General features: G+C 39.5%; 8 protein-coding genes. 2 read left to right on the plus strand and 6 right to left on the minus strand.

The features are described 5' to 3' along the window. Positions 1–401: 401 nt before the first annotated feature. From tsaD to PLE33_08560, 6 genes are read right to left on the minus strand one after another with little or no spacing between them, the layout of a single operon-like run. On the minus strand, positions 402–1418 hold the full coding sequence (tsaD, locus tag PLE33_08535) for a tRNA (adenosine(37)-N6)-threonylcarbamoyltransferase complex transferase subunit TsaD (protein HPS61288.1): 1017 nt from the start codon (positions 1416–1418) through the stop codon (positions 402–404). After that, complete coding sequence (locus tag PLE33_08540) at positions 1419–2294, minus strand: CdaR family protein (GenBank protein HPS61289.1); 876 nt, start codon at positions 2292–2294, stop codon at positions 1419–1421. 1 nt (position 2295) lies between these two features. Beyond that, complete coding sequence (locus PLE33_08545) at positions 2296–3711, minus strand: sigma-54 dependent transcriptional regulator (GenBank protein ID HPS61290.1); 1416 nt, start codon at positions 3709–3711, stop codon at positions 2296–2298. A gap of 6 nt (positions 3712–3717) precedes the next feature. Further along, a complete protein-coding gene (locus PLE33_08550; GenBank protein HPS61291.1) occupies positions 3718–4917 on the minus strand; it encodes a glycoside hydrolase family 57 protein in 1200 nt (399 codons plus the stop codon). A gap of 16 nt (positions 4918–4933) precedes the next feature. Beyond that, the gene (locus PLE33_08555) at positions 4934–6271 is read right to left on the minus strand and encodes a glycosyltransferase (GenBank protein HPS61292.1); all 1338 of its coding nucleotides are present in this window, start codon (positions 6269–6271) and stop codon (positions 4934–4936) included. Beyond that, the gene (locus tag PLE33_08560; protein ID HPS61293.1) at positions 6268–8304 is read right to left on the minus strand and encodes an amylo-alpha-1,6-glucosidase; all 2037 of its coding nucleotides are present in this window, start codon (positions 8302–8304) and stop codon (positions 6268–6270) included. Before PLE33_08560 ends, PLE33_08555 begins: the two co-directional genes overlap by 4 nt. A 426-nt stretch (positions 8305–8730) precedes the next feature. On the opposite strand from PLE33_08560, the gene uvrA reads away from it, so the two are divergent. Together uvrA and PLE33_08570 are read left to right on the plus strand one after the other, a co-directional pair. Then, entirely contained in the window at positions 8731–11658 is a 2928-nt protein-coding gene (gene uvrA, locus PLE33_08565) for an excinuclease ABC subunit UvrA (GenBank protein ID HPS61294.1), read from the plus strand. Continuing rightward, positions 11655–13811 carry an alpha-amylase family glycosyl hydrolase gene (locus PLE33_08570; protein HPS61295.1) on the plus strand — a complete coding sequence of 719 codons (2157 nt, stop codon included), beginning with the start codon at positions 11655–11657 and terminating at the stop codon, positions 13809–13811. The genes uvrA and PLE33_08570 overlap by 4 nt, the downstream gene beginning before the upstream one ends. Positions 13812–14106: the final 295 nt, after the last annotated feature.

Here is a 14106-nt window from a genome sequence, read left to right on the forward strand (position 1 = left end):
AGGTTATAATGAAAGATACTGTAAAAGAAGGAATAAAGGGATTTTCCGGCAAATTGTCTTTCGGCGGAACGGCGTCCGCCGGTACACAACTTCGGCGGAACAGCGTCCGCCGGTACAAAGAGCAGCATCCGCCGGCTACACAAGTTATCTAAAACCTATTAAATCCTGTAAAATCCCTACAATCCTGTTCATCCCATACCTATTAAATCCCATAAAATCCCTTCAATCCTGTTCATCCCAGACCTATTAAATCCCATAAAATCCCTACAATCCTGTTCATCCCAGACCTATTAAATCCTCTAAATCCTGAAATCCTTAAATCCTCGTTTCAAAAACCCTTATCTTAAAATCCTAATTCTAAAATCTGTGTAATCCGTGTAATCTGTGAGAAGTAATTTTGTCTATACCTGGCGGATTCCTTTAAGAGAGGATACATTTACTGAAAGGGGTGCAAAGTGTCCTGCCTGGAATTTAGGTATCGCTGCAGCGGCAACCATAGCTGCATTATCCATACATAATGCGAGGGAAGGATAGAAGACCTTGATTCCGTATTTTGCAGCAGATACGGTAAGTTGTCGGCGCAGGGCAGAATTTGCTGCAACTCCTCCTGCCAGAAGAATGTAGGGTATTTTGTGTTGTTTTGCGTAAAGCACTGTTTTATTTACTAAGGGTTCAATTATTGCCTGTTGCACGGACGCTGCAATATCCGGCAAATTTTTAGTTAAGGTCTCTGGATTTTGCTTTATCAACCAGGTGCGAATTGCCGTTTTTAATCCGCTGTAACTGAAATTAAAATTATTCTTTTGCGGTAGGGCTCGGGGGAATTGAATAAAAGCGGGATTTCCACTTTTAGCTAGTTCATCAATAACAGGACCTCCAGGGAAGCCCAAGCCAAGAAGTTTTGCAGCTTTATCAAAACTTTCTCCAGCTGCATCATCAAGGGTTTTTCCTACTACATTAAAAGTGGTTAGAGTATCAAAATGGACAAGTTCCGTATGCCCACCGGAAACAACGAGGGCTAAAAAAGGAGGGGTAATTTCTTTATGTTCAATGAAATTGGCAAAAATATGCGATAATAGATGATTTACTGTTATCAAGGGTAAAGATAAGCTCCAGGAAATGCCTTTGGCGAAAGCTAAACCGACAATTAAAGAACCGACTAAGCCAGGATTGATAGAAACAGCTATTGCACTGATATCTTGTAAGTTAAGCTTAGAAGATTGCAGAGCGGACTGGGTTAAAGTTACAATATTCTTGAGATGTAAACGAGAAGCCAGTTCAGGTAGGATGCCTCCAAATTCCAGATGTTCCGGTTGACTGGAAATGAGATTCACGATAATGTTGTAGTCGGTATCCAGAATAGCCACAGAAGTATCATCGCAAGATGATTCAAAAGCTAAAATATATTTTGCAGGCATTTATTTAAGGCGAACTTTTTGAGGGGTGACAGCTACAATTTTTATGTTAGCCGGAGTTTTCACTGTAACCGGATAAAAACCCTGTTCATCAGATTGAGAAGAAACAGTAACACTAATTTCTGCGTCCTGCAGGTTTTTCAGGATTTCGGAATCGCCTGAAAGCTTTATAGTAACGGTAGAGGGTATGCAACTCTTTCCCGGGGGTAAAATTACGGGTTTATCAGGTATAATTTTAGTAGTGAGAAAAGAAGTGGAAAAATACACTTTCACCTGTTTTTCAAGGATTGAGACCTCGTTATCCGGAGGATTCAATTTCACTGTAAATTCTCGCTTATCAAGTAAAGAACGGGAAATCGGTTCAGTAGTCAGGTGGTCAATTTGCTGAACTATGCTTTTTGAGCCGGAGATGGTAATTTGCTCGGGAATAAGAGTATAATGTAAAGCAGCAAAATGTTCCCGCGTATAGGAATCAGCAAAAGAAAGTTCCACAGGCACTTTTTTCTGATAAAACACATCAGCGTAAATGGGGATTTCCTGTTTTTCTACTGGACCCAAGATTTCCAATTGAATATTATTCGGCAGGTCAACAGTATAATCGCTAACAGAAATAACATCCATTCCAGGTTTGATTTTACTGGCATCAAGCAAGACCTGCGAATGCGAAAATTTCAATTTGATAATTTCCAAGCCCCTTCCACGCACTTGAAAAGGTATTACCTTAGGAACATTAGACAAAGTTATATTTTTGGGAATGGAGCTTAAGGCAACAGGCAAATTGACTGTGCTTTGCTGTTCGGAGATAAGTAATGACTGCAGCCACACAAAAACAGCAATCAAAAGAGAGAGAATTTTCAAGCCCATATTATCCTGCAGCAAGTTATTCCTCCATTGTTAAATGGTTAATTCCGAGAGCTTTAATTTTTTTATATAGAGTTGTGCGTTCAAGTCCTATAGCATCCGCCGTTTGGGAAACCTTCCAATTATGCAAAGTCAGGTAATACATCAGATAATCTCTTTCAAAAGAGGCAACGCTTTCTTTAATATTATGGATGCGGAGATACTTTGCATTATCGGAGTTTCGGTAATAGAGGGATTGATTATTCTTTTGCTGGAGATGCTTCTTGATTACATTATTATTTATTTTCTTTTCATTAATCATTATGAACTTACAGAAATTTCGCAGTTCACGCACATTTCCAGGCCAGGAATAGCTAAGCAAAACATCTTTCAGAGCAGGCAGGTCTAAACTGTCCATCACACTGTATTGAGAGGAAAAACTGGTGAGAAAATAGCAAATTAGAAGTAAAATATCATCATCTCTTTCCCGCAAAGGAGGAAGTTTCACAATATTGCCTTCAATGCGATAAAAAAGGTCTTTGCGAAATATATTTTCATCGGAGAGCTTATCCAGCCCGGCATTAGAGGCAAAAATAAGACGCGTTTCTACTTTCTTCAGGTTTCCGCCTACTACTTGGATTTCTTTGTTTTCAATAGCACGCAGGATTTTGGATTGCGACATCAGCGAGAGATTGGTAACTTCGTCTAAAAAGAGAATGCCATTGGAGCATTCTTCAAAAAAGCCGATTTTGCTACGGTCGGCACTGGTAAAAGAACCCTTGATATGGCCAAAAAGTTCCGATTCTATCAGAGATTCGGAAAGCGCACTGCAATTCACGGTATGAAAAGGTTTGCCAAAACGAGGCGAATAGATGTAATAATAGTTGGCAGCAATTTCTTTTCCAGTGCCTGTTTCGCCAATCAGGAAAATATCTTCATCAACGGAGGCAAGGCGTGTAATTTGTTCCCGCACTTTTTTTATTGCCTCACTTTCACCAATAAAAGGGAAGCTTCTTGTAAACTGTTTCTTGAGGTTGATATATTCAATTTGCAAACCGATATGCTCTTCTTCCTGCTTTTTCAGGGTTATGGCATTTTCTATATGTAACAGCAATTGATTGATGGAAAATGCAGAGCCCTTTTCAATAAAGTGATAAGCACCTAAAGCACGGATTTCGCTTATCTGAGATGAAGTTACTTCACCTGAGATAACAATTACCTTATAGTTTAAGTCCATATCGTTTTTCAAATGTTGCAAAACCTGAATGCCATTCATTTTGGAACCGACTAAAAAAACATCCAGAAGAATTACATCCGGCTGGAAACTGCGTAAGACATCAAAAAACTGGTCACTATTTACAGTTAGCATTGCTTCGTAGTCATAATGTTTAACTACATTGGCAATTTGTTCAGAAAGAACTGTGTCGTCTTCTAAAATTAAGATTTTTCCTTTCATTATTGTTTACCTTAAAAGCAGCTCTTCCAGTTCTGCTAAAGCATTTATATAATAGATATAGGCCTGGTCGGGAGAATCGTAAGGGGAGAAATACTTATGCACATCCCCATCCTGAAAATATTTGGAACACATATAGTAAAAGTGGTCTGAAGTGCTAAGCAAGCGAGCAGTTCTCAATAATTCCTCATCGCCTTTTTCTTTAATTCTATTCAGCAATTCATACAAGGTCTCACTGGCATTTTGTTGCATTTCGTTTCCCAGCCAGGCAGAAATATCGCGTTGTTCATCAGCCCAGGAAACAGGTTCCGGAAAAGAAAGGGATTCCTGTTGATAATTTGCCAAATGAGAAATATCTTTCGGATGAGCAAAACCAAGATGGTCTCTTGCTAACACGGCTTCAGGGAAATGGCGCATAAAATCAAAAATGCCGGTGGAAGCCCATTGATGCTCTCCAAAGGTTTCATAATCCATAAATAGATTCAGAAACAGGTTCTTCCCGCCTTTTTCAGCTAAGGTAAGCTGGTCTATCCAATGGACGAATTTATCCACGGTTAAAGGATATTCAGGCCAATCTCGATTGGAAAAACGAAAAGCAATATCATCCGCTAATTGATAATATTTCAACAGCAGATTAACATTCTTGGAATAGTTCTTATAGGCATATAGCGGACTGCGCCACTGGAGAATTCTATCCACGCCTTCTGTAATAATGGTTTTAAAGCCCTCAATTTCAAAAATAACATCGGATAGACGGTCTTGATAGATTAACTCCGTATTACGGAAAGTAGTTGTATAATAGCCAAATTCTTTTTGCATCAAATCCCGATGAAGATAAACCTGGTCAAGAAATTCATTGGTATCAAAAAGAAAAGCCAAAGAGTGAAAATAGGTCTCTCCTAATAATTCCACACAGCCGGTATCAACTAAACGCTTGAAGGAATCAAGGGTTTCGGGAGAATAGAGTTTAAATTGCTCTAACGCAGTTCCCGTAATGGAAAAAGCAACTTTAAACCTGCCCTCGTATTTTTCAATAAGCTCCAAAAGCAGCTCGTTAGTGGGCAGGTAACAGTTATTAGCAACTTTACGCATTACATTGCCATTCAGCTTATCATCAAAAATTTTGGCATTATGGGCAATATCCAGAACATTAAAATGATTGAGGCGATAGGGTTGATGCACTTGAAAATAAAACACAATATTTAACATCGCGGTCTCCTTAAAATTAAAAATGCTTACTGTATTCGGAAAGAGTTGTAGCATAAAGTGAGCGAATTTTATCTGCTGCATCCTCCCACGCAATTTTTTGCACTTCTTTTCTTCCTTCCATCCCTATTTTGGTGCATTCTTCAGGATTTTCAATCAGATGATTGATGGTTTCAGCCCAAAGGTCTATATCCCAATAATCAATCTTGAAAGCATTATGCACAACTTCGGCAACTCCTGATTGTTTGGATATAATTGCTGTAATTCCATAAGCCATTGCTTCCAACGGAGAAATGCCAAAGGGTTCGGAAACAGAAGGTAAAACATAAATATCTGCTGCCTGTAAGATGCGTTCAACCTGTTTCCGATTGAGAAAGCCGGTAAAAAGAAAACGGTTCTTTAAGCGTAATGCAGCTGAACGGCGTAAAATTTGCCTTTGCATATCTCCTGTTCCGGCAAGGATAAATCTTGTCTCGGGATGCACTTTCAGAACTTTATCCGCTATATCCAGATAATAATCGGGACCTTTTTGCAGAGTTACTCTTCCTAAATATAAAATAGTAGGTCCCTTAAAAATGCGTTTTTTATTGTGTAATGTGGCTTCCGAAACAGTGAAGGCATTATGAATTATGCGAATTTTACCTGTATCTATCCGATAGCGACTCATAACCATCTGTGCCGTATACTGTGAAACAGCAATAACTTTATCGGCATAAGTCATTCCCAAATGTTCAATTTTATGAATTCTTTCGTCTCCAGTCCCTCCGGCTCTGTCAAATTCAGTAGCATGAATATGGACAATCAAAGGTTTTCGGGAAATTTGCTTAGCCAAAATTCCGCTGGGATAGGTTAGCCAATCGTGAGCATGAATTAGGTCATAATCCAAAATGCGAGCAAAACGATTTGCGCGGATAGTGTATTCCTGCACTTTACGCATCAGGTCTTCTTCACCAATCAAATTAGCAGTCATTTCGCTGAAGATGTTCTGCTCTTCAGTAGTAACAGTTTCACTAAGCCAAGTGGTTTTTTTAATTGAAGTTACATAGTCCTTAATTTCACTTAGGTTAAAATAGCTTTCCGGATGTGACGATATTCCAATATATTCCAGGCGTTCGTGCATTGTGGAGAAAGTGCGCTTTACATATTCTTTCTGTTTTTCTGTTTCCAAAAAAATGGCAGGCAGGGTATCAGCATCACCTTCTTCTCTTAAAGGAAAATAGACCATTTCTTTGGTAGGTAAAACCAGGTCTATCTTTATTCCTTGGCTTAGCAGTGCCTTTACCATTCCGTAACAAGCCATACCTAAACCTCCGGAAATCAGGGGAGGAAATTCCCAGGTGAACATTAGAATTTTCATTTGCCCTCCTGCAGAAAAAGAATGTAGTTTTCAATATTATATAGGGCAGCTACGCTCCATGCCTGAGCTGGAGCTCCTTTAGGAAAATGAGGGGCATCTCCATCCCAGATTTCAGCTATGGAAGCAATATGTCCTTTCATAAAGCTATTGCGAAAGGTGAAAATAAAAGAAGTTAGCGCGGCGATTATTTCTTCTTTAGGTTTCACACCGCTATAAGCTCTTTCATACAAACCACAAAAGGGACCTAATAGCCAAGCCCAAACGCTGCCATTATGATAGGAAAGGTCTCTTTCTCTTTGAGTGCCATAATATTTTTTGCGAAAACGAATATCTTTGGGGCTCAAAGTTCGGAGTCCATAGTTTGTATAGAGTTCTTTAAAGCTGCGTTCCAAAACCTGTTGCATTATGTCTCGGGAAAATGCTTCCCAGGGTAAAGCAAGAGCAATTACGGCATTGGGACGAATTTCCATTATCAATTCTTCTCCTGCAATTCTATCTGCCAGATAGCCATCATTATAGAATTTTTGCAAGGATTGCTTAACCAAATCCTTTAGCTGAATGATTTCTTCCTTTGGTTGATAGGTCTTTCGGGATTTTTGGCAATAAGCGTTGCACATTGCTTCGTATGAACATAAGGCATTATACCAGAGAGCATTTATTTCAATGGGGGCTCCCTCGCGTGGAGTTACGGGTTTTCCTTCAATTCGCACATCCATCCAGGTTCCGTGGGCGAAATTAGAATTTAGTTCAATTAAGCCATCATAACGAATTGTAAAAGGATGAGTTCCATTATGCAAAATACCGGTGATAATTTCTTCTGTTAAGGCAATCACATCTTTCCAATATTTAACTCTTTGTTTCCGTTTTCCCAGCTTCCACAAGAGAATGATATACCATAAAGTAGAATCAATGCTATCGTAATTTGCTTCTTTACCCGATTCTGCCATCATATTGGGAATAAGACCATTTTGAATGTAACCCCGATATTTATTCAGGATTTTTTCCACTGTTTCCAGTTGATTGGAGCTGCGTAAAAGAGCATTTACAACTACCATTGTATCTCTTCCCCAGGCACCGTAAAATGGGTAACCGGCTACAATATCATCATTAGCTAAAAAGTCCTTCAAGGCAAATTCCAGAATTTTCAGATAATCATCATACGGAAAGAGAATATCATCATTATAATCTAAAGTATTCAGCAAAGTATCGTCTTCATCAGAAGAAGCAGGATAATCCCTGGGCTTAGGAAGCTCTGCATAACGATTTTCAATTCTTTCAATCAAGATTTTGGCATCTTCAATTGCCGTATCGCTGAAAAGAAGGTAATTACTTTGCCCTACTTTCAAGTCAAAACTAATTTGATAAAGAGTTATCTGGTCACCAATACCCTCATAGCCACTCATCACTTCCCAGGGATAAAACACATTGTAATAAACATAACGATTGGGAATAACTTCACCAGATAATAACGCACCATATAGCGCTATATTGTTATCCTGCCGGATAATACTGTAACGGGTAAAATTATCCCGCGTTTGTATCTCGGTAATAAAATTCAAGCTATCCAGAGTGCCGGGTCTATTCAACTCGTGATGAGGATTCATTGTAAACTTGGGATGCAGCTCAAAATGCAAAAGATGATGTCCTAAATTAGTATATTTTACTAAAGTTGTGTTAGTGGATTCATCCATCATAATTTCTTTCAGAATTAAAATGTCGTTTTGATGGGGAAGAGCTGAATATAAAAAAATAGGATAGGGACGCAACCAGGGCTTTACTAAATGCAGAAAGCCCTCGGGATATATGCAATTGCTGTAATTATTACTATCCAGGTGGAATATTTCTCCCCGCCATTCAACTTTTTCTTCAATTCCAGCTACTAAATGCAAACGGTTAAATTTATTATCACTGCTTACCAGCAAACCGTGATATTTACGCTGATTTATTAAATTTCCGGTTCCTAATGCATAACCGCCTCTGCGATTAGTTAGAATCCATTCGTGATGATGGGTTTCCATAAAATAGTTGTTCATCCAACCTCCTCAAGCTTCCATCCAAAGTTGTGTTGATTTTTTTCCATAATGGCTATTTCGTCAAGTTCTTTTTTGGGGGTGCCCGTAGATGATGTTTAAACAAGGATTTCAGGGCAAGGATTTTAGGAACGAGGATTTCAGGACTAGGATTTTAGAAACAAGGATTTAAGGATTTCAGGATTTAGAGGATAGATTTATAAGAGGTTTGGAATAATTTGTGTAGCCAGGGGTGCCGTTTTTTGTACCGGCGGGGATGTACCGGCGGACGCTGTTCCGCCGTTTTTTTATTCGGCGCTACAGCGAGCGCCGGTACAGCGAGCGCCGGTACAGCGAGCGCCGGTACAATATGGGGGAGAGCTGAAGAATTCTTTTTTCATTTGACAGCCAGTCAAACCTCAAAAGATTTGCTTGTAAATGAGGTGAAATTTGAAGACAGCGATTATCATTAAAGGTGCACAGGAACATAATCTGAAAAATATTGATTTAACTATTCCCCGGAATAAACTTGTAGTTTTTACCGGAGTATCCGGTTCGGGAAAATCATCTTTAGCTTTTGATACACTTTATGCCGAAGGTCAAAGGCGTTATGTAGAATCCCTTTCTGCTTATGCGCGGCAGTTTTTAGGGCAGATGGAAAAGCCCAAAGTAGATTATATTGAAGGTCTATCTCCTGCCATCTCCATAGAGCAGAAAGCAGCCAGTAAAAATCCGCGTTCTACTGTGGGAACTGCAACTGAGATATACGATTACCTGCGAGTTCTTTTTGCCAGAATTGGAAAACAGTATTGCTACAATTGTGGCAGACCGGTAGGTTCTCAAACGGTGGACCAAATGATTGCCCATTTATTGCAAAACAAACCTGGTACTAAACTGCAAATTTTAGCTCCAGTTGTGCAAAACCGTAAAGGTGAACATAAAGACGAATTGGAAATGTTACGCCAGGAAGGTTTTGTCCGAGTTATGATAAATGGTCAGTTAAGAAATTTGGATGAAGAAATCGTGCTGGACAAAAAAAGCAAGCATAACATTGATGTGGTAGTGGATAGAATCGTGATTAAGGAAGATATTGAAAGCCGTCTTTCCGATTCCCTGGAACTGGCTTTGAAACTGGCAGAGGGGATTGTTAAAATTGATTATCCGGAAGAGAAGCAGGAAACAATTCTTTCCGCTCAGAATGCGTGTCCGCATTGTCAAATAGGTTTTGAAGAACTTTCTCCCCAAAGTTTTTCCTTCAATAGCCCTATTGGCGCTTGCTCTCTTTGCGGGGGCTTAGGTTATAAGCTGGAATTTGATTCGGATAAGATAATTCTTAATCCCCAACTGAGCATTTTGGAAGGTGCAATAGTCCCCTGGGGTCGTTTGGAAGCCAAACAACACAGCTGGACACTAAATACCGTGCGAAGTTTAGCAAAAGCTTATAATTTTTCTCTATCCACACCCTGGGTTCAATTGCCGGAAATAGTAAAACAGCTCATTCTTTACGGTTCCAAAGGAAGGAGATTTAAAAATGCCTGGGAAACAGAAAACGGCAAAGGTGAATTCTTGATGCGTTTTGAAGGCATCATTCCTCAACTGGAAAGAAGAATGCATGAAACAACCTCGGAAGAAATGCGTCGCTATTATCTTCAATATATTAGCGATAAACCTTGTCCTGCCTGTAACGGAAAGAAATTAAAACCAGCGTCTTTAGCAGTTAAAATAGCGGATAAAAATATCAGTGAAATAACGGCAATGAGCATTCGTGAAGTATATAATTTTTTTACCGAGCTACATCTGCAAGGAAACGAGCTGCTGATTGCGGAAGAGATATTAAAAGAAATAAAGAATCGCCTTGGTTTTCTGATGAATGTAGGATTGCATTATTTAACTTTGGATAGAAGGTCTCCAACTTTGTCCGGAGGCGAATCTCAACGCATCCGTTTAGCCAGCCAGATTGGCAGTCAATTAGTTGGAGTAATGTATATTTTGGATGAACCAAGTATCGGATTGCACCAAAGAGATGTTTCCAAACTGGTGGCAATGCTTTTACAACTAAGGGATTTGGGGAATACAGTGATAGTTGTAGAACACGATGAATACACAATCCGAGCTGCTGACCAGATAGTAGATTTTGGTCCCCGGGCAGGAATTTATGGCGGAGAAATTGTTGCCACAGGAGATATGGAAACCATTCTGCAAAGTCAGAAGTCATTAACGGGAGCATATCTTTCCGGACGCTTAAAAATTCCCGTTCCGGAAAAAAGAATTAAGCAGGATGGTAGAATGCTGAGCATTATCAATGCAAGGCATAATAATTTGAAGAATTTGAATGTGGATATTCCTTTAGGGCTTTTGGTATGTATAACCGGCGTATCCGGAAGCGGAAAAAGCAGTTTAATCAATCAAACCCTTTCTCCCTACCTGCACAATTATTTTTATCATACTACCCAAAATGTTGGTAAAATAGATGATATTCAAGGAATTGAGCAGATAGATAAAATAATTACTATAGACCAGCAACCGATAGGTAGAACTCCGCGTTCCAATCCTTCCACTTATGTGAAACTGTTTGATCCTATTCGGGAACTTTTTGCCCAATTACCTGCTTCCAAAATGCATGGATATACCCCAGGCAGATTTTCCTTTAATGTTAAAGGCGGACGCTGTGAGGCATGTGAAGGGGCAGGAGTGAAACAGATAGAAATGCACTTTATGGCAGATATTTTTGTTACTTGTGAGGTCTGCAAAGGAAAACGCTATAACCAGGAAACGCTTTCCATTCGTTATAAAGGGAAAAACATTGCCTCTATTCTGGATATGGATGTGCAGGAAGCAATTGAGTTTTTTGATGCCATTCCTGCTATTCGGAATAAGCTTAAGACATTGCAGGAGGTGGGATTAGATTATTTGAAACTGGGTCAACCTTCACCTACCCTTTCCGGTGGAGAAGCACAAAGAATAAAACTATCACGCGAACTTAGCAAAGTTTCAACCGGTAATACTCTTTATGTTTTAGATGAACCGACAACAGGTCTTCACTTTGAAGATACAAACAAACTGTTGAAAGTGCTGCGAAAACTTGTGGCAATGGGCAATACGGTAATCGTTATTGAACATAATCTGGATGTAATTAAATGTGCGGATTGGATTATAGATTTGGGTCCTGAAGGTGGAGACGAAGGCGGACAAATTATTTGCACCGGCACCCCTGAAGATGTGATAGCTTGCCCTGCTTCGGCAACAGGTTTGCATTTAAAATATCATTTGGAAAACGAAAGAAAAACAGCACTCAATGCGTTAACGGATATGGAAGCAGAAAACAAAACTACGCAACCGCTATCCAAAAAAAGAACTGTAAAGAAAAAATCGGTATGAGTTATCATCGGTTCAGCTATTCTCCCTTGACTGCCGGAAAACATACAGTTGGCTTAACAGGTGATTTTACTTCCTGGGAAATTATGCCTCTGGACGAAGTGGGAGGAATCTATACCTTGAATATAGACCTGCCTCCAGGTGTTTATCAATACAAGTTTATCGTAGATGGCAACTGGATTCCTGATGCCAACAATCCCCATAAAGTTCCTGATGGTTTTGGCGGAGAAAATTCTCTGCTGATAATAGAAACAGAAGAAGAAACAAAAACCTGGGAAGAAATAATTTCCCGGCTTTCCACAAAAAACCCGGAAAAATTCTACCAGCTTTATCGTTCAGGCATAAACAGCTATGAACTACGCTTTTTCTGGTATCCAAAATTATCAGAGAGGATATATCTGGTCACTACAAACCGGGAAATAAAACTAAAAAGAATAGGGCAAACGCCTCTATATGAGGTCTTTTATTGTTTACTGGAACAAAGCGGGGCTTTTTCATTCAGCATTTGTATTCAGTATCAAAACAAATTTCTTTACTTCGGGAATAAAGGTTTTACGGAAGATAAAGAAGAAATAAGTCCCCTCAATGTAATTCCGGATAAAATACCTCTGTTCTCTATTCCCGAATGGGTTAAACAAAGCATCATCTACCAGATTTTTCCCGACCGTTTTTACAATGGTAATAAAGATAACGATCCCGATTTCAAAGAATGGTTCTATAAGGATTGTAATGAACCACCGCAGGAAGGAGAAATTCTTTCTCCGGAAAAAGAATATTTCCATTTGGTTAAGGACTGGAATGATATTAGCGGCTTAAAACAAAGTCCCTGGCAAAAAGAAGGAATGCCGGATTTTTATTCTTTTTACGGCGGGGATATTGCAGGAGTGCAACAAAAGCTGGATTATCTGCTTGATTTGGGTATTAATGTTATTTATTTCAATCCTCTCTGGCAAGCAAAATCCAATCATAAATATGACAGTGCGGACTATCATAGTATAGACCCTCATTTTGCTACTACGGAAGAGATGATGGCTTTTGTGAAACTGGCACACCAAAAAGGAATAAGAATGATTCTGGATGTGGCATTTAATCATACGGGGGAGACCTTTTGGGCTTTTCGTGATTGTGTGGAAAAAGGAAAACAGTCACCTTACTGGAATTGGTATGATTGGAAGAAATGGCCTCTTCCGAAACCTCTTCCTGCCGATTTTAACCCCAAAGAATACTATCAATGCTGGTGGGGGATAAAAGATATGCCAGATTTGAATTATGACCTTGCGCGTCCCCATCCTGATGAAAATGCCGTGCGAGATATTAAAGAAGCACATCCTAATGCGCCGTTAGTGGATTATCTAATATCCACAGTGCATTGGTGGTTAATTGAAATTGGCATTGACGGTTTCCGATTGGATGTTCCGGATGAAGTTCCTTTCTGGTTTTGGGAATTATTCCGCAAAGAAGTGAAAAAAGCAAAACCGGATGCCTGGATTGTAGGAGAGATTTGGTATGAGGCAAGACAATGGGTTTCTCATCGCTATTTTGATTCTGTGATGAATTATGCTTTTTTCAAATCTCCGGTGATAGAATACTTTATCTTAGAACTTATCAGCAAAGACGAATTTTGCCAAAAAATTGAAAACGGACTTGCTCTTTATCCCTTCCATTCTTTAAAGGCAATGATGAATTTACTCGGTAGTCACGATACACCTCGCATTTTTGAAATTTGTAAGGGAGATGTTAAGCGTTGGCAATTGGCAATAATTTTCCAGATGTGTTTTATCGGAGCTCCGCATATTTACTATGGGGACGAAATTGCTATGCAGGGAGGAAAAGACCCGGATAATAGAAGACCTTTTAACTGGGATTGGGAAAAAGACCCGATTGCCTGCGAAGTTAGAGCTTTCTATAAAGAAATAATCTCTCTGCGTAAAAAACATCCTGCATTGTGGGATGGTCATTTTGCCTTTATTGACTCGCCGGATAACACAATTGCTTTCACAAGAGAAACGGATGGCGAAAAAATATTGGTTTTTATTAATAGCGGATTGGATTATCTGCCGATTGATATCCCCGCGGGAGCTGCAATCTTATTTGGCTCCTTAAATCCAAAAGGAATGTTGCAACCCCGGTCGGGGGTAATTATGATTTTAAGTTAAGGTTGAGAGGGTTGAGAGGGTTTAGAAGGGTTAGAGGGTTGAAAAGGTTTAGAGGGTTGAAAAGGTTTAGAGGGTTGGGAAGGTTGACATCCTCGTCAACCCACCTCTTACGATTTGTTTCCTTACCGGAAGGTATGCGGTAATGAAACTTCAGTGTTACCACTAAACGACAAGAATGTCGTTTTTCCGAAAAAAAATGCGGTAACGGAATACCAGTGTTACCACTAAACGACAAGAATGTCGTTTTTCCGGAAAAAATTGCGGTAACAATACACCAGTGTTACCACTAAACGAC

The sequence above is a fragment of the Candidatus Cloacimonas sp. genome (genome assembly GCA_035403355.1).
GTDB lineage: Bacteria > Cloacimonadota > Cloacimonadia > Cloacimonadales > Cloacimonadaceae > Cloacimonas.